Annotated in this window: 14 protein-coding genes; 11 read left to right on the top strand and 3 right to left on the bottom strand. The window is 72.0% G+C overall.

Annotation, left to right across the window (positions count from 1 at the left end):
- Window positions 1-443: 443 nt before the first annotated feature.
- Complete coding sequence (gene hrpA, locus ABWO84_RS10830) at window positions 444-4,466, bottom strand: ATP-dependent RNA helicase HrpA (RefSeq protein ID WP_502915409.1); 4,023 nt, start codon at window positions 4,464-4,466, stop codon at window positions 444-446.
- 81 nt (window positions 4,467-4,547) lie between these two features.
- On the opposite strand from hrpA, the gene ABWO84_RS10825 reads away from it, so the two are divergent.
- From ABWO84_RS10825 to ABWO84_RS10780, 10 genes are all read left to right on the top strand, one after another.
- On the top strand, window positions 4,548-5,213 hold the full coding sequence (locus tag ABWO84_RS10825; protein WP_353114583.1) for a hypothetical protein: 666 nt from the start codon (window positions 4,548-4,550) through the stop codon (window positions 5,211-5,213).
- Complete coding sequence (locus tag ABWO84_RS10820; RefSeq protein ID WP_353114582.1) at window positions 5,213-5,509, top strand: transcriptional regulator; 297 nt, start codon at window positions 5,213-5,215, stop codon at window positions 5,507-5,509. The genes ABWO84_RS10825 and ABWO84_RS10820 overlap by 1 nt, the downstream gene beginning before the upstream one ends.
- Window positions 5,506-6,417 carry an ABC transporter ATP-binding protein gene (locus tag ABWO84_RS10815; RefSeq protein ID WP_353114581.1) on the top strand — a complete coding sequence of 304 codons (912 nt, stop codon included), beginning with the start codon at window positions 5,506-5,508 and terminating at the stop codon, window positions 6,415-6,417. Before ABWO84_RS10820 ends, ABWO84_RS10815 begins: the two co-directional genes overlap by 4 nt.
- Window positions 6,414-7,166 carry an ABC transporter permease gene (locus ABWO84_RS10810; protein WP_353114580.1) on the top strand — a complete coding sequence of 251 codons (753 nt, stop codon included), beginning with the start codon at window positions 6,414-6,416 and terminating at the stop codon, window positions 7,164-7,166. The genes ABWO84_RS10815 and ABWO84_RS10810 overlap by 4 nt, the downstream gene beginning before the upstream one ends.
- A gap of 51 nt (window positions 7,167-7,217) precedes the next feature.
- A complete protein-coding gene (locus ABWO84_RS10805) occupies window positions 7,218-8,054 on the top strand; it encodes an aldo/keto reductase (protein WP_353114579.1) in 837 nt (278 codons plus the stop codon).
- Between the two features lie 101 nt (window positions 8,055-8,155).
- A complete protein-coding gene (gene msuE, locus ABWO84_RS10800; RefSeq protein ID WP_353114578.1) occupies window positions 8,156-8,725 on the top strand; it encodes an FMN reductase in 570 nt (189 codons plus the stop codon).
- A 37-nt stretch (window positions 8,726-8,762) separates the two neighbouring features.
- On the top strand, window positions 8,763-10,529 hold the full coding sequence (locus ABWO84_RS10795) for a thioredoxin domain-containing protein (protein WP_353114577.1): 1,767 nt from the start codon (window positions 8,763-8,765) through the stop codon (window positions 10,527-10,529).
- A gap of 170 nt (window positions 10,530-10,699) precedes the next feature.
- Entirely contained in the window at window positions 10,700-11,782 is a 1,083-nt protein-coding gene (gene hisC, locus ABWO84_RS10790; protein ID WP_353114576.1) for a histidinol-phosphate transaminase, read from the top strand.
- The gene (locus tag ABWO84_RS10785) at window positions 11,779-13,170 is read left to right on the top strand and encodes an amino acid permease (protein ID WP_353114575.1); all 1,392 of its coding nucleotides are present in this window, start codon (window positions 11,779-11,781) and stop codon (window positions 13,168-13,170) included. Before hisC ends, ABWO84_RS10785 begins: the two co-directional genes overlap by 4 nt.
- Window positions 13,170-13,649, top strand: coding sequence for an Lrp/AsnC family transcriptional regulator (locus tag ABWO84_RS10780; RefSeq protein ID WP_353114573.1), 480 nt, complete (start codon window positions 13,170-13,172; stop codon window positions 13,647-13,649). The genes ABWO84_RS10785 and ABWO84_RS10780 overlap by 1 nt, the downstream gene beginning before the upstream one ends.
- Window position 13,650: 1 nt before the next feature.
- Here ABWO84_RS10780 and ABWO84_RS10775 read toward each other — a convergent pair whose 3' ends face one another.
- Window positions 13,651-13,869, bottom strand: coding sequence for a hypothetical protein (locus tag ABWO84_RS10775; protein ID WP_353114572.1), 219 nt, complete (start codon window positions 13,867-13,869; stop codon window positions 13,651-13,653).
- Window positions 13,870-14,049: 180 nt separating this feature from the next.
- Between ABWO84_RS10775 and ABWO84_RS10770 the strand changes: the two genes are divergently transcribed.
- On the top strand, window positions 14,050-14,895 hold the full coding sequence (locus ABWO84_RS10770; RefSeq protein ID WP_353114571.1) for a class I SAM-dependent methyltransferase: 846 nt from the start codon (window positions 14,050-14,052) through the stop codon (window positions 14,893-14,895).
- Here ABWO84_RS10770 and ABWO84_RS10765 read toward each other — a convergent pair.
- Entirely contained in the window at window positions 14,892-16,445 is a 1,554-nt protein-coding gene (locus tag ABWO84_RS10765; protein ID WP_353114570.1) for a dolichyl-phosphate-mannose--protein mannosyltransferase, read from the bottom strand. The two genes, ABWO84_RS10770 and ABWO84_RS10765, sit on opposite strands and share 4 nt — an antisense overlap.
- Between the last annotated feature and the right edge of the window lie 28 nt (window positions 16,446-16,473).

Raw genomic sequence — 16,473 nt, 5'->3', positions numbered from 1 at the left:
GGTACCGGGTGAACGCGGGGACGCGGAGCACCGGGCTCGTGCGGGGCGCCGGAGGTTGCCGCCGGGAAAGCGGGCCGGGCTCCATCCTCCCGGCGTGTTCTCGTCGACCCGGTGTGTTGCGAGCGCATGCAAGGTACCGGGCGGGCGGGAAGGTACCGGGTGAACGCGGGGACGCGGAGCACCGGGCTCGTGCGGGGCGCCGGAGGGTTGCCGCCGGGAACCGGGCCGGGCTCCATCCTCCCGGCGTGTTCTCGTCGACCCGGTGTGCTGCGAGCGCATGCAAGGTGCCGGGTGGGCGGGAAGGTACCGGGTGGACGGGAAGGTACCGGGCGGGCGGGAAGGTGCCGGGTGAACAGGAAGGCACCGGGCGGACAGGAAGGTACCGGGAACACGGGGACGCGGAGCGCCGGGCACGAGGCGCCGCCGGCCCGGGAAGGCCCGGGTCAGCGGGCGGACAGGGCCTTCACGATGCGCTGGGGCGAGACGGGCTGCGCGGTGCCGAGGCGCTGCGCGAAGAGGCTCACACGGTACTCCTCGAGCAGCCAGCGCACCTCCACGAGGCTCGGCGCGGCGCCGGGGGAGAGCGGGATCGTGCCGCCCGCATCGTCGTACGCCGTCGCCATCCGCTCGAACTCCGTCATGCGGGTGCGGTCCTTGCCCGGGGCGTCGCCGAGCACGCGCAGCCGCTCGACCATCCCGTCGAGGTACCGGGGCAGCTGGGCGAGCTGCGCCGCACCGGTCGTCGACACGAAGCCCGGATGCACGAGCCCGGAGAGCTGCGACCGCACGTCGTTGAGCGGAGCGAGGAGCGCGAGCGAGTTCTGCTGCTTGATGCCGCGCTCCACGTCCCTCGCCCGGGTGAGGATGCGGGCGACGAGCGACACACAGGAGAACAGCTCGTCGACGAGCTGCGCCGAGACCGCGTCGCGCACGCGGTGGAATCCCGCCTCGGTGCGGACCCGGCCGCCGGGCGCCTCCCGTTCGACGAGGGAGCGGGCCACGGCGGCGCGGCAGTCCTCGATGAGGGTGGCGACGTTCGGGTAGGGCGAGGCGGCGAGGGCGAGCTTCTCCGGCGCGGTCAGATGCTCCTGCACATAGGACGCCGGCGACGGCACGTTCAGCAGCACGAGGCGGAGGACGCCGTCGCGGGTCGCGGACGCGGCCGCCTCCGCCGTCGCCTCCACCCGCAGCGACACGGTCTTCCCCCCGTCCACGAGGGCCGGATAGCCCCGCACGACGCCCCCGGCCACGCGGGTGTCCAGCACCTCGGGAAGGTCGCCGAAGTCCCAGGTGGTCAGGCCGTCGCGCTCGATCGGGCCGCGTACCGACGCCTGCGCGACCGCGTCGGGGGTCGCCCGGCCGGGCTTCCGGTCGCGAGGTGCGGACGGGGAGAGCGACCGGGACACGCTCGCACGGGAGCGATCGGACAGCCGGGCCTGGAGCTCTCCGAGGTCGCGTCCGGCGCCGGCGACCCGGCCGCGCTCGTCCACGGCGCGGAAGTTCATCCGCAGGTGGGGAGGGACGCGGTCCAGCTCGAAGTCCGACGCCGAGACCCGCTGGTTGGCGAGCGGCTGGATGCGCTTCGCCAGCGCATCGGCGAGAGGGAGCGCCGGCAGGCCGGCGTGGTGCTCAGGACCCTCGGCGGCGAGCTCCGCGCCGAACCGCTCCGCCCAGTCCGCCGCGGGAACGACGTGACGCCGGATCGCCTTGGGCAGCGCCCGCAGCATGGCCGTCACGAGCTCCGCGCGGAGGCCCGGCACCTGCCAGTCGAAGCCGGTGTCGCGCACCTGCTGCAGCAGCGCGAGCGGGATCACCACGCTCACGCCGTCATCGGGCGCGCCGGGCTCGAAGCGGTAGGCGAGTCCGAGCACCTGGTCGTCCTGCGTCCACCGTGTGGGGAACTCGCCCTGGTCGGACCGCTCGTCGGCGTCGACGAGGTCGCTCTCCCGCATCACGAGGAGCTTCGGCGTCTGTGCGAGCGCCTCGCGCCACCACCGTTCGAAGGAGCGCACGTCGAACACGTCCGCCGGGATGCGCTCGTCGTAGAAGCGGAAGACCGCCTCGTCGCCGGCGAGGATGTCGCGGCGCCGTTCGCGCTCCTCGAGCTTCTCGAGGCGACGGCGCAGCTCGGCGTTGGACCGCCAGAAGGCGCTCACCCTCTTGTCGATCCGGCTGGGGTCCCACTCGCCCTCCACCAGCGCGTGGCGGAGGAACAGCTCCCGCGAGCCGGCGCGGTCGACCCTGGCGAACTGCACGCGGCGGCGCGGGATGATCTCCACGCCGAACAGCGTGACCTTCTCGTAGGCGAGCGCCGCTCCGGCATCCTTCGACCAGTGCGGCTCCGACACCTGCCTCTTGGCGAGGTCTCCGGCGAGGGACTCCGCCCAGGCGGGGTCGATCGCGGCGACCGTGCGCGCGAAAGTGCGGGAGGTCTCGACGATCTCGGCCGCCATCACCGCCTGCGGCGACCGTTTGCGCAGACCGGAGCCGGGGAAGATCGAGAAGCGGATGCCGCGGGCGCCGCGGTACTCGGCGATGCGGCGCTTCTGCTCCTTCGACGGCGTCTTGTTCGGCCCCTTCGCTGCGGTGCGCTCGTCGAGCACCCCGATCTGGGAGAGCAGCCCGGCGAGGAGCGCGCGATGGATCGCGTCCGCCGGATGTGCGGTCTCCCCGGCGGGCGGAGCCGCTCCGCGGGACGCCGCGCCCTCGGCCCGGTCCGGGCGTGAGGCCTCGTCGCCGCCCCCGGCCCGAGACGGACTCAGCGAGCGGGTCAGCGTCTTCAGCTGGCGGTGCACGTCGAACCACTCCCGCACCCGGACGTAGTTCAGGTGCTCGGAACGGCACATGCGCCGGAACGCGCTCGATCCGCGCTCGCGCTGCTGCTCGCGCAGGTGGTTCCAGAGGTTGAGGAGGGCGAGGAAGTCGCTCGTCGGATCGGCGAACCGGGCATGCATGCGGTCCGCCTCGTCACGCACGGCCTGCGGCGCGTCCGCCGACGGGCGCTCGCGCACGTCCTGGATCGAGAGGCCCGCGACGATCGGGAGCACCTCCTGCGACACGCCAGCGCGGACGCTCTCGAGCAGCATCCGCGCGAACCGGGGATCGATCGGCATCCGGCCGATCTCGCGGCCGATGCGGGTGAGGCGCGGCGCCCCGTCCCGTCCGAGGTCGACAGCGCCGATCTCGGTGAGCAGGTCGAAGGCGGCCTTGACGCCGCGGGAGTCGGGCGGGGTGAGGAAGGGGAACTCGGAGATGTCGCCGAAGCCGAGCGACAGCATCTGCAGCACGACCGAGGCGAGCGAGGTGCGCAAGATCTCGGGCTCGGTGAACTCCGGGCGCTTCTCGAAGTCGTCCTCGCCGTAGAGGCGGATCGCGATCCCGTCACTGGTGCGCCCGGCGCGACCGGAGCGCTGAGCGGCCGATGCCTGGGAGACGGGCTCGATGGGCAGCCGCTGGATCTTGGAACGGTTGCTGTACCGGGAGATGCGCGCGGTGCCCGTGTCGATCACGTACTTGATGCCCGGGACCGTGAGGCTCGTCTCCGCGACGTTGGTGGCGAGCACCACACGGCGCCGGAGGCCCGCGACCGTCGATCTCTCGAACACGCGGTGCTGCTCGGCCGCGGAGAGGCGGCCGTAGAGGGGGAGCACCTCGACCGGGGCGGTCTGCGAGCGGTAGGCGCCCCGCACGGCCTCTGCGGCGTCGCGGATCTCCGCCTCGCCGGGGAGGAAGACGAGCACGTCGCCGGGCGCCTCGCGGTCGAGCTCGCGCAGCGCGGCGACGATCGCCGAGACCTCGTCGTCGGGCTCGGTGCTCGCGGGACGCCTCGTCGGCGTCGCCGTGGTGCTCTGTTCCTCGTCGTCCGTCAGCGGTCGGTAGCGGACCTCGACGGGATAGGTGCGGCCGGAGACCTCGACGATCGGCGCCGGCGTGCCGTCGGGCTCCGCGAAATGGGCGGCGAAGCTCTCCGGATCGATCGTCGCCGAGGTGATGATCACCTTGAGGTCGGGGCGTTCGGGGAGGATGCGCCGCAGGTAGCCGATGAGGAAGTCGACGTTGAGTGAGCGTTCGTGCGCCTCGTCGATGATGATCGTGTCGTAGCGGCGCAGCAGACGGTCGCGGTGGATCTCGTTGAGCAGGATGCCGTCGGTCATGAGCGCGATGCGTGTCGCATCCGACACGTGATCGGTGAACCGCACCTTGTAGCCGACCAGGCCGCCCATCTCGACGCGCAGCTCCTCCGCCACGCGCTCCGCGATCGTGCGCGCGGCGAGCCGGCGCGGCTGGGTGTGGGCGATGCGCTCCCGGCCCAGCTCGAGGCAGATCTTCGGGAGCTGGGTGGTCTTGCCCGAGCCGGTCGCCCCGGCGACGATGACCACCTGGTGGTCGCGGATCGCGGCGGCGATCTCGTCGCGCGCGGCGCTGACGGGCAGCTCGGGCGGGTACGTGATCACGGGCGCGGACATAGCCCTCCATCGTACGACGAGCGGGGAGCGGACGGCGCCTCGGCGTTGACTTGCAAACAAGTTTGCATTACAAAGTTAACTATGGAACGCGATGACGAAGACGCACCGCTCTCGCCGGAGCGGATGCTGGCGCTGCTGCAGGACCAGCAGGTGACGGTGACCGGCCGGATGGCGGCGTTCGTGCCGTGGATCCTCGCCGCCTGGGGCCTCGCCTGGCTGATCGGCTTCCTCGTGCTCTGGGCGGACGCGCTGGGGAGGCCCGGGGAGGCGCCCGGCGTCGCCGCGGGTCTGACCTTCGCCGGCCTGCTCGTCGCCGCCGGTGCGGTCTCCGCGGTGCTGGGCATCCGCTCGGGTCGCGGCCTGCGCGGCACCCGGGAGTCGGCTGTCGTCGGCATCGTGTACGGCAACCTGTGGTGGCTGGGGAGCCTCGCCATCGGGGTCATCGGGCAGGCGCTGGTGCGCGCCGGCATGCCGACCCAGGCGCTCGGCGTCTTCTACCCGAGCGCGTTCATCTTCTTTGCCGGGATCATGTACGTGATGTCCGGCCTCATCTGGCACGCGTATCCGATGATGGTCCTCGGCGTCTGGTCGGTGATCGTCGCCGCGGTGGGCGCCTTCCTCCCGCAGCCGTCGCACTATCTCCTCTACGCGCTCGGCGGCGGCGGGGCGTTCCTCATCGTCGCGGCCTGGAGCGCCTGGTGGGTGCGTCGCGCCGGTCGCCGGGTGGCCTCGGCGGGGGCGCGCTGATGGACGATCTCGATCCGGTCATCCACGCGCAGGCGCGCCTGCGGATCGTCGCCGCCCTCGCGACGCTCGACGTCAAGGACCAGATCGCGTTCCCCCGGCTGCAGGAGGTGCTGGAGATGACGGCGGGCAACCTGTCCACCCATCTCCGCAAGCTCGAGGACGCGGACTACGTCGCCGTGGAGAAGACGCACCGGGGACGCACCCCGGTGACCTACATCGCACTGACCACGAAGGGGCGCCGCGCCTTCGAGGACTACACCGCGCAGCTGCGCGGCCTGCTGGGAGGCGGCTCATGACCCTCGCGACCTTCGACCACGTGACGCGGCGGTTCGGCGACCTCGTCGCCGTCGACGACGTGACTCTCGACATCCCCGAGGGGCAGATCCTCGGCCTGCTCGGCCCCAACGGCGCCGGCAAGTCGACGCTGCTGACCCTGCTGCAGGGGCTGCGCCGTCCGACGGCGGGCACGGTGCGCCTGTTCGGCGGCGACCCCGCATCGCCGCGCTCGCGGATGCGGCTCGGCTGCACGCCGCAGGAGACCGCACTGCCCGAGACGCTGCAGGTGGGGGAGGTGCTCGACTTCGTGGGCAGCCACTTCGACGATCGCGTCGACACCGCGGAGCTCGCGGAGCAGTTCGGATTCGGCGACCTGCTCCGCCGGCAGACAGGCGGCCTCTCCGGCGGGCAGAAGCGCCGCATCAGCGTCGCGCTCGCGTTCGTCGGACGCCCCCGGCTGGTGCTCCTGGACGAGCCGACCACGGGCCTCGACGTGGATGCGCGGAGGGTGCTGTGGGACGCGATCAGAGAGCGTCATGCGCAGGGCGCGACGGTCGTGGTCACGAGCCACTACCTCGAGGAGATCGAGGCGCTCGCGCAGCGCGTCGTCGTGGTCGACCGCGGGCGTGTCGTCGCCGACGACTCCCTGCAAGGGGTGCTCGGCCGCGTCGCCCGCTCCCGAGTGACCCTGAAGGCGTCCGACGCCGCCGCCGTCTCGGCCCTGGCCGGCGACGCCGCGGCGCGCGAGCAGGACGGCGAGCTCACGCTGATGGTCGCGGACGCCGACGCGTTCGTGCGCCGGCTCGTGGGCAGCGGTCTGGAGTTCCACGACCTCGGCGTGCGCGGAGCGACCCTCGAGGAGGCCTTCCTCGCCCTCACCGCTGCGGACGGCCCCGTGGCGCCCCTCCCGAACGGAGCAGAACGATGAGCGTGCTCTCGCTGACCGCCGTCCACTCCCGCTACAACCTCGTCGAGACGCTGCGGGTGCCGATCGCGGTGATCGGCACCATCGCCTTCCCCTCGCTCGCCCTGCTGTTCTTCGTGGTGCCGAATCGCACCGTCGCGGACAGCCCCGAGTTCGCGACCCAGGCGATCATCTCGATGGGCGTGTTCGCCGTGATGGCCAACGGCCTCTTCTCGTTCGGGCTCACGATCGCCGAGAATCGTGCGAAGCCATGGGATCCCTACCTCCGCACCCTTCCGGCGCCCGGGATCGTGCGCGTGCTCGCGCACATCTTCTCCACCGGGGCGCTGGGCTTCGTCGCCCTGCTGCCGATCGTGGTGATCGGCGCCGTGCTCACCGCCGCCGAGGCCTCGCCCTGGCGGGTGCTCGCGGGGCTGGTCGCGGTGGCGGTGGGGGCCCTGCCGTTCATGCTGATCGGCATCTGCATCGGGTTCTCGATGTCGCAGAAGGCGGCGATCGCAGTGGTGCAGGTGGTGATGTTCGGCCTGGCCTTCGCCGGAGGCCTGTTCCTCCCGCCGGTGCTCTTCGCCCCGTGGCTCGACACCCTCTCGAAGTTCTTCCCCTCGCGTCAGGTGCGCGAGCTGGTGATCTGGGCGGTGCAGGGCGGCGAGCTGCCGTGGTGGTCCTGGGCGGGCGTCGTGCTGTGGACGGCCCTGTTCCTCGCCCTCGCACTGCTGCTGTTCCGCAGGGACGAGGGGCGCCGGTTCCGCTGAGCCGCCGTCCCTCCGGCCCTCGTCGGAGGGCGGCGGTCCTAGGCTGGAGCCATGACGATCCCCACCCGTGAACTCAACGACGGTCACTCCATCCCCCAGCTCGGCTACGGCGTCTTCAAGGTCGACCCCGCCGACACCGAGCGCGTGGTCAGCGAAGCGCTCGAGATCGGATACCGCCACATCGACACCGCGGCGATCTACGGCAACGAGGAGGGCGTCGGCGCCGCGATCGCGAAGAGCGGCATCCCTCGCGACGAGCTGTTCATCACCACGAAGCTGTGGAACGACCGCCACGACGGCGACGAGCCCGATGCCGCGATCGACGAGAGCCTCGAGAAGCTCGGCCTCGATCGCGTCGACCTCTACCTGGTGCACTGGCCGACCCCCGCGCACGACAACCACGTGCACGCCTGGGAGAAGCTGATCGGCATCCGCGAGCGGGGTCTGGCGACCTCGATCGGCGTCTCCAACTTCCTCGTGCCGCAGCTGGAGGACATCGTCGCCGCCACCGGCGTCACCCCCGCCGTCGACCAGATCGAGCTGCACCCCGCCTACCAGCAGCGCGACGTGACCGACTGGGCCGATGCGCACGGTGTGCTCATCGAGGCCTGGGGTCCGCTCGGACAGGGCAAGTACGACCTGTTCGGCGCCCCGGCGATCGCCGCGGCCGCCGAGGCGACGGGCAAGAGCCCGGCGCAGGTCGTGCTGCGCTGGCACCTGCAGCGCGGCACCATCGTGTTCCCCAAGTCGGTGCGCGCCGAGCGCCTGCGCGAGAACATGGATCTGTTCGACTTCTCGCTGAGCGACGAGCAGATGGCGGCGATCACGGCGATCGACCCGGGCGACGGCTCCGGCCGCGTGGGGACGCATCCCCACGATCTCAACTGACCCGCGTGACCGGTCGCGCGCTCGGCGCGTGACGTTCCGCTCCATGACGCCCCGTGTCGCCCGACGGCGACGCGGGGCGTCATGCTCGATACCGTCGAGGGATGAGCGCTCCCCATCGCGTCGTCGCCGTCTCCGGGTCGCTGCACGAGCCGTCGAAGACCACGGCGCTGGTGCGGGCGATCGCCGCAGCCGTGTCGGCGCGCTCCGACGCCGAGGTCGACCTGATCGAGCTGGCCGTCATCGGCCCGGACCTCGCGGGCGCGCTGCGGAGGGAGCAGCTCCCCGACGCCGTCGAACGGCAGCTGCGGGCCATCGAGGAGGCGGATCTGCTGATCGTCGGCAGCCCGGTGTACCGGGCGTCGTTCACCGGTCTGTTCAAGCACCTCTTCGACTTCGTCGACCAGTACGCCCTGGTCGGCAAGCCGGTCCTGCTCAGCGCCACCGGAGGCGGGGAGCGCCATGCGCTGATGATCGAGCATCAGCTGCGTCCGCTCTTCGCGTTCTTCCAGGCGCTCACCCTCCCGGTGGGCGTCTACGCGAGCGACGGCGACTTCGCCGACTACGAGGTCGCCTCCGGTCTGCTGCATGATCGGATCTCGCTCGCCGCCGAACGCGCGCTCCCCCTGGTCGGGTACGCGTCCGCGCGCCGGGCGCAGCTCGCAGCGTCCTGACCGGCCCCGTCCGCCGGGCGCGGCGTAGCGTGGAGACATGAACCGTCTCGCGGACACGCGCAGCCCCTATCTGCGCGCCCACGCCGGGAATCCCGTGGACTGGCGGCCCTGGGGGCAGGAGGCCTTCGACGAGGCCCGGCGCCGCGATGTCCCGATCCTCATCAGCATCGGCTACTCCACCTGCCATTGGTGCCATGTGATGGCGCGCGAGTCGTTCTCCGATCCGTCGGTCGCCGCGCGGATCGACGAGGGCTTCGTCGCCGTGAAGGTCGATCGCGAGGAGCATCCCGACGTCGACGCCGCGTATCTGGCCGCGGCCTCCGCCTTCACGCAGAACCTCGGCTGGCCTCTGACCGTGTTCGCCACGCCCGACGGCCGTGCGTTCCACGCCGGGACCTACTATCCGCCGGTCGCCCGGGGAGGGATGCCCTCGTTCACCGACGTGCTCGTCGCCGTGCGCGAGGCGTGGACCGCCCGGCGGGGGCTGGTGGACGAGCAGGCCGGGACTGTCGCGCAGGCGCTGGCCGCCGCGGCGACCCGGACGGCCGGAGCGCTGCCGACGCGGGACCGGCTCGCCGAGGCGGCATCGGCCATCGCGGAGCGGGAGGATCCTCGGTACGGCGGCTTCGGAGGCGCGCCGAAGTTCCCCGTCGCGACGACTCTACGGCTGCTGCTCGCGGTCGGCCCGCGAGAGCCCGCAGAGCGCGCCATCGCCGCGATGGCCGGGTCGGAGTTGTGCGACGACGACGGCGGGTTCTTCCGCTACGCGACGCAGCGCGACTGGACCGTGCCGCACTACGAGCGCATGCTCACCGACAACGCACAGCTCCTCGACGCCGCCCGGGAGGCGGGGAGGGAGGACGTCGTGCGGGGCGTCGCGGGATTCCTGCTCCGGGTCCTCCGGCTGCCCGGGGGAGGGTTCGGCGCCGCGCAGGACTCCGAGTCGACGATCGCCGGGGAGCGCAGCGAGGGCGGGTACTACCGGCTGCCGCTCGCGGATCGCGGATCGGTGGAGGTCCCGGCGGTCGATGGAAAGGTCATCACGGGATGGAACGGCCTCGCGATCGGCGCGCTCGCACGGGCCGGCGCCGCCCTCGCGGAGCCGGAGTGGATCGACGCGGCGCAGGAGGCCGCTCGATGCGTCCTCACGGTCAACCGCGATGCCGGGGGTGCGCTCGTCCGGTCGTCGCTCGACGGCACCGCGTCCGATGCGGTGGCGACGCGCGCCGACCTGGGCCTGCTCGCCGACGGTCTGCTCGCGCTGGCGGTCGCGACCGGAGACGCATCCTGGGCCGAGGAGGGCCTCGCAGTGCTCGCCGCCGATGCGGACGCCGATCCGGTGCTCGCCGCGCAGGGCATTCCCGTCGCCGGTGACGAGGGCGACGGAGACCTGCCCTCGGGCACGGCCGCCCTCGCCGCGGCCTCCCTCACGGCCTGGCGTCTCGGCGCGGGCGACGGGCACCGGCGGCGCGCCGAGAGCCTGGTCGAGGAGCTCGCAGAGCGTGCGCTGCGCCATCCCTTCGCCTACGGATCGCTGCTGCAGGTCGCCGCCGGGCTCGCCGTCCCGCCGCGGCAGGTGGTGGCGGTCGCCTCGGATCCGGACTCGCCGCTGGTCGCCGCGGCGCGGGGCGTGGACGCCGATGTCATCGCAGTCGTGACGCCGGCGCAGGCCCGTGCGCTCGCCGCCGCGGGTCTCGGTCTCTTCGAGGGGAAGGACGCGCGCGACGGTGTCGTCTACGACTGCCGCGACTTCGTGTGCCGCCTGCCGGCCGCCGACCCCCGCGGGCTCTCGCCGCGGCGCTGAGCACGGGGTCGATCGCTGGTCAGTCTGTACAGCGGAACGCGACGAGAGCGGGGCATGCTGTGCGTCATGCGCAGTCGGCGATGCACGTATTGCCCAGCAGGGCGGCCGGTGCCTACAGTGACGTGACCCCGGCGCCGCTGCCGACGAAGACCAGCAAGGATGCTCTGACGATGACTCTCCCCACTCGTCCCGGACTCGACTCCGTCCCCGCCTACAAGCAGGGGCGCTCGGCCCCCGCGGGCGCCTCGAAGCTCTCGTCGAACGAGTCACCGCATCCGCCGCTGCCCTCCGTGATGGCGGCGATCCAGGACCGGCTCGGAACGATCCACCGGTATCCGCGGATGGATGCGCCGGAGATCATCGGGCGCCTCGCGGGGCGGTATCGGGTCGACCCGCAGCGGGTGACGGTCGGCGCCGGCTCGGTCGAGCTCGCGGCGCAGCTGATCCACGCCGTCGCGGGGGACGGCGACGAGGTGATGTTCGCCTGGCGCTCGTTCGAGGCCTACCCCTCGCTGGTGCGCATCGCGGGCGCGACACCGGTGATGGTGCCGCTCGACGCCGACCACCGGCACGACCTCGACGCGATGCTCGCGGCGATCACCCCGCGTACGCGCCTGATCTTCGTCTGCAACCCGAACAACCCGACCGGCACGGTCGTCGGCCCGGAGGAGCTGGAGCGCTTCGTGGACGCAGTGCCGCGCGACGTGCTCGTGGTGATCGACGAGGCCTATGTGCACTTCGACGGGTCGGAGTACTTCGACGACCCCGACCGGGGAGCCGGCCTCGAGCTCTTCCGCCGCTACCCGCACGTCGCCGTGCTGCACACGTTCTCCAAGGCCTACGGCCTGGCGGGTCTGCGCATCGGCTACGCGATCGCCCCGGCCGAGATCGCCGACAACCAGCGCAAGGTCGCCGTGCCGTTCGGGGTGACCGACCTGGCGCAGGCCGCCGCCGTCGCCTCGCTCGACGCGGAGGACGAGCTGGCGGCGCGGATCGCCGAGGTCGCCGCCGAGCGCGACCGGCTGCACGAGGTCCTGGTCGCCGCGGGCTGGCCCGCCGTGGCGTCCGAGGCGAACTTCGTCTGGGTCCCGGCGGGGGAGCGGTCTGCCGCGCTCGACGACCTGTTGCACGCGGGCGGCGTGGTCGCCCGCACCTTCCCGGGGGAGGGCGTGCGGATCTCCTCCGGCTCCGCCGAGGACGTCGACCGCGTCGCGAGGGCGCTCGCCGCCGCGCGTGCGGAGGTGCGCGCATGACCGAGGTGCCGCTGACCACGACCACGACCAAGGGGCTGCACCCCGGGCTGACCCGGCGTCAGATCTCGATGATGGGGCTGGGCGGGGCGATCGGAGCGGGGCTCTTCGTCGGATCCGGAGAGGCGATCGGGATCGCGGGGCCTGCGGTGCTCATCTCCTATCTGGTCGCGGGAACGATCGTGGTCCTCGTGATGGCGATGCTCGCGGAGATGGTCGCCGCGAACCCGAGCTCCGGCGCGTTCAGCTCGTACGCGCAGAAGGCGATGGGGCGCAGCGCGGGGAGCGCCGTCGGATGGCTGTACTGGATCCAGCTCATCGTGGTCATCGCCGCCGAGGCGACCGGCGCCGCCGGGATCGTCGCCCACTGGGCGCCCGGCGTCCCTGATTGGGTGTGGGTGCTCCTGTTCGTCGTCGCCCTGACGGTCGTCAACCTGCTCGGCGTGCGCAACTACGGCCGGTTCGAGTTCTGGTTCGCGGCGATCAAGGTCGCCGCGATCATCGCCTTCCTCGTCGTGGGGGTCTGCGCGATCGTCGGCCTCATCCCCGGCACTCCCGCCGTCGGCGTGAGCAACCTCGTGGCGCACGGCGGGTTCGCGCCCACCGGCATCGCGGGCATCGCCGGCGCCCTGCTGATCGTCGTCTTCGCTTTCGGGGGCACCGAGGTGGTGGCGATCGCCGCGGCGGAGTCGGACGACCCCTCGCGCAACATCCGCCGCATCGTGCGCGAGGTGATGGTGCGCATCCTGGTCTTCTACATCGGATCCATCTTCGTGATCGTCGCGGTGCTGCCGTGGAACTCCGATGCCGTGAGGGCGGGGCCGTTCTCCGCGGTGCTCGACACGCTGAACATCCCGGGCGTGAGCCTGGTGATGGACCTCATCGTGATCGTCGCGCTGCTCTCGGCGATGAACGCGAACATCTACGGCGCCTCGCGGATGGCGTTCTCCCTGGGGGAGCGCGGGCTCGCGCCCCTCTTCCTCACCCGCACGAGCGTCGGCGGGGTTCCGCGCGCCGCGGTGCTCGCCTCGGTGGCCTTCGGGTTCGTGACCGTGGTGCTCAACTGGATCTGGCCGGGGCAGGTGCTGCCCGCGCTGCTGAACGTGGTCGGCTCGACCCTGCTCGTGATCTGGACCGCGACCGCGGTGTCGCAGCTGATCCTGCGCCGCCGCGCGGACGCCGCCGGGGAGAGCCTGCCGATGCGCATGTGGGCCTTCCCTTGGCTCACGATCGTGGCGCTCCTCCTGCTGCTCGCGGTCACCGTTCTCGCGATGTTCAACGAGGCCGCGCGCACCCAGCTGCTGCTCACGATCGGTCTCACCGTGGTGCTGGTGCTCGTCGCCGGCCTCACCCGCGAGATCTCCCGGCCCGGCGTGATCAAGGAGCCCTGATGCGGATCGACGCCCTCGACGCCGCGCTCATCCGGCTGCTGACCGACTCTCCCCAGCTGCCGGTGCTGGAGTGCGCGCGGAGGCTGGGCGTCGCGCGGGGAACCGTCACCAGCCGGCTCGCCCGGCTGCACGAGAACGGCGTGATCGAGGGGATCGTGCCGAGGGTCGACCCCCGCGGATTCGGCTACGGTCTCACCGCCTTCTGCCAGGTGGAGATCGATCAGAAGGTCGGGCACGACCAGGTCGCCGTCGCCCTCGGAGTCGCGATCCCGGAGATCGTCGACATGTACACGGTCACCGGCGCGAGCGACATGCAGCTGCGGCTCGTCGCGCACGACGCCGAGCACCTGCAGGTCGTGCTCGACCGCATCGCGCTGGTCCCGGGCGTCGCGCGCACCGCGTCGTCGATCGCGCTCCGCACGCATCTGTCCGGGCGGATGGTCCCGCTCGTCGAGACCGCGGCGGTGTCGGCGGACTGACTCAGCCCGCGTTGCGCGGATGGCGGCGGGCGTCGCGCTCGTTGCCGTGCCGATACTGGCCGGTCAGGCGTGCCATGAGCAGCTGGGCATCGCCGGACTCCACCTGCGCGAGAAACTCCTCCGCGCGCCGCCCGCGCAGCGTTCCCGCGCGCACTCCATGGTGGGTGATGACGACCTCGTCGCCGCGGACGGTGTAGGCGAATCCCTGTGGTGCGGGCATCCGGCCATGGTAGACGGGAGGTGCGGAGCCTCTCGACCGTTCCGCGGAGGTCAGCCGTCGCGGCTGCGGCCGGACTCACGCTCGAGCAGGCGCTCGGCGCCGTGCGCGCAGCCTGGCACGAACGGGATTGACGCTCGCGCGCGGGCCGTGGGACGGTGGAGGGCTGCCCGAGGAGGGAACATGCCGAACGACTACGTCGCCGCCAACATGCGCAACTGGGACGAGCGCGTCGCCGACCACCTCGTCGCCTATGGCGCGGAGGCGTTCGCGGATGATCCCGCGGCCCTCACCGCCCGGGTCGAGGCGGAACTGCTCGCTCCCTTCGTGCCCGGGGGATCGTTCGAGGGCGTGACGATGCTGCATCAGCAGTGCCACATCGGGCTCGACACGATCAGCTTCGCGCGCCGTGGGGCGGACATCGTCGGCACCGACCTCTCCGGCGCGGCGATCGCCGCGGCCCGGGCGCTCGCCGCGCGCGCCGGCACACCGAACGCGACGTTCCTGCAGAGCGCCAACGAGGACGTCCCCGACGCGGTCGGACGGCGGTTCGACGTGGTCTTCACCTCCGTCGGCGTGCTCGTCTGGTTGAGCGATCTGGATGCCTGGGCACAGAGCATCGCCCGGCTGCTGGCGCCCGGAGGCGTGTTCCTCGTCTACGACGGGCATCCGATGATGGCGGCGATGGAGGACGGGCGTGACGACGGTCTGCTCGTCGTCGGCGAGCCGTACTTCGCGACCGGGGAGCCGCGGCGCTTCGACGACGGCGCGACCTACGCGAGCGAGAACCGGATGGAGAACGGGGTCACCTACCAGTGGCCGCACGACCTCTCCGAGATCCTCACCGCGGTGCGCGGGGCGGGGCTCTCGATCGAGGCCTTCGGGGAGCACCGATCGATCCCCTGGAAGGCGCTGCCCGGCCTGGTGCCCGGAGACGACGGATGGGTGCCCCCGGAGGGGAGCCCGGACCTCCCGCTGATGTTCTCGCTGATCGCGCGGGGGCCGGGGCGGGGCGAGACGCGCGGCTAGATCCAGCCGGGCAGCCAGTTGTGGATCAGCCAGAACTCGTAGGGCACGCTCATCCCGGTCCAGACCGGATAGAAGAACGCCGACACGAGCAGGGCGACCACGAGGAAGACCCCCACGGTGCGCTGGCCGGCCTTGCGGCGGTGCAGCGGCGCGTCGGGGCGGCCGGCGAGCTCTCTCAGCGCCACGGCGAGCGCGATCACCACGAAGGGGACCATCACCACCGTGTAGAACTGGAAGATCGTCCGCTCGGGGTAGATCAGCCAGGGCACGTAGGTGATCGCGAGGCCCACCAGGGGCACCGACATCGCGGGGGCGACCGACCGTCCCCGCAGCAGCGCCCGCACCACGCGGTAGAGCAGATAGACCGCGGCCGCCATGCCGCCGAACCAGATCAGCGGGTTCGGCACGGAGGAGATCACCGAGATACAGTGGCCGGTGCCGCAGCCGCCCTGCTCGTTGCCCACCCAGATCGCGGTGGGGCGCAGCAGGAAGGGCCATTGCCAGGCGGGGCTCGCATAGGGGTGCGAGGAGTGCAGGCCGACGTGGAAGCCGTACATCGCGGAGTGGTACTGCCAGAGCGCGACGAGCGGGTTGCCGGCGAGCTTCCGGTCGTAGCCGCCTGAGGTCACGAGCCATCCGGTCCAGCACACCAGATAGGTCAGCAGCGCCGGGGGCACGAGCAGGAGGAAGGAGATCGGTCCCTGGCGGAAGGCCGCGTCGGAGGGCCAGAGGATCACCTTGGCGCGGCGCCGCGCGAGAGCATCGGTCACGACCACGTAGATCCCGAGGCCGGCGAGCGCATACAGCCCGGACCACTTCACGGCCGAGGCGGCACCGAGCGCGATGCCGGCGGCGATGAGCCAGGGGCGCCGCACGAGCAGCCTCCCGAGCATCGGATCCGGCGCCTCGGGATCGCCGCGCTCGATCAGCGGGATGGCGCGCCGGCGATCGTAGAGCACGAAGAGCACGCCCAGGAGGACGAAGAAGGTGAGGCTGGCGTCGAGGAGGGCGATCCGGCTCAGCACGATGCCCAGGCCGTCGATCGCGAGGAGCGAGGCGGCGATCGTCGCGACGGTCGCCGACCTCGTCAGCTCCTTCGCGACGAGGAACACGAGGAGCACCGTGAAGGTGCCGATCAGCGCGGTGGTGATGCGCCATCCGAAGCTCGAGCCGGGGCCGAAGAGGCCCATTCCGAGCGCGATGATCCATTTGCCCAGCGGCGGGTGCACGACGAAGCTGCCGCGGGAGGTCAGAGCGTCGGTGTTCCCCTTCAGCAGGGCCTCGTTGGCGCCGTCGCCCCACTCGGCCTCATAGCCCTGTGTCCACAGCGACCACGCGTCCTTGACGTAGTACGTCTCGTCGAACATGATCTGCTGCGGATGCGAGAGGTTCGCGATGCGCAGGATCGCCGCCAGCAGCGTCACCAGCGCGGGCGCGAGCCAGCCCGACATGCGATGGAGCACGGGGTCAGCCCTGACCCGGTCGCGGATCGCCTCGAACCGGGTCGTGCCGCGCTCGACGGGCGGCAGCAGCGAGGCGGTGTCAGTCACCCGAACAGCCTATTCCGCTTCGCCCTGC

Origin of the sequence: Microbacterium sp. (genome assembly GCF_040394595.1) — a bacterium.
GTDB lineage: Bacteria > Actinomycetota > Actinomycetes > Actinomycetales > Microbacteriaceae > Microbacterium.
This window is presented reverse-complemented; position numbering and strand designations above follow the sequence as displayed.

Bases quoted from the DNA above. Each gene is read 5' to 3' on its own strand.
- hrpA (WP_502915409.1), bottom strand. From the start codon at position 4,466: ATGTCCGCGCCCGTGATCACGTACCCGCCCGAGCTGCCCGTCAGCGCC.
- ABWO84_RS10825 (WP_353114583.1), top strand. From the start codon at position 4,548: ATGGAACGCGATGACGAAGACGCACCGCTCTCGCCGGAGCGGATGCTG.
- ABWO84_RS10820 (WP_353114582.1), top strand. From the start codon at position 5,213: ATGGACGATCTCGATCCGGTCATCCACGCGCAGGCGCGCCTGCGGATC.
- ABWO84_RS10815 (WP_353114581.1), top strand. From the start codon at position 5,506: ATGACCCTCGCGACCTTCGACCACGTGACGCGGCGGTTCGGCGACCTC.
- ABWO84_RS10810 (WP_353114580.1), top strand. From the start codon at position 6,414: ATGAGCGTGCTCTCGCTGACCGCCGTCCACTCCCGCTACAACCTCGTC.
- ABWO84_RS10805 (WP_353114579.1), top strand. From the start codon at position 7,218: ATGACGATCCCCACCCGTGAACTCAACGACGGTCACTCCATCCCCCAG.
- msuE (WP_353114578.1), top strand. From the start codon at position 8,156: ATGAGCGCTCCCCATCGCGTCGTCGCCGTCTCCGGGTCGCTGCACGAG.
- ABWO84_RS10795 (WP_353114577.1), top strand. From the start codon at position 8,763: ATGAACCGTCTCGCGGACACGCGCAGCCCCTATCTGCGCGCCCACGCC.
- hisC (WP_353114576.1), top strand. From the start codon at position 10,700: ATGACTCTCCCCACTCGTCCCGGACTCGACTCCGTCCCCGCCTACAAG.
- ABWO84_RS10785 (WP_353114575.1), top strand. From the start codon at position 11,779: ATGACCGAGGTGCCGCTGACCACGACCACGACCAAGGGGCTGCACCCC.
- ABWO84_RS10780 (WP_353114573.1), top strand. From the start codon at position 13,170: ATGCGGATCGACGCCCTCGACGCCGCGCTCATCCGGCTGCTGACCGAC.
- ABWO84_RS10775 (WP_353114572.1), bottom strand. From the start codon at position 13,869: ATGCCCGCACCACAGGGATTCGCCTACACCGTCCGCGGCGACGAGGTC.
- ABWO84_RS10770 (WP_353114571.1), top strand. From the start codon at position 14,050: ATGCCGAACGACTACGTCGCCGCCAACATGCGCAACTGGGACGAGCGC.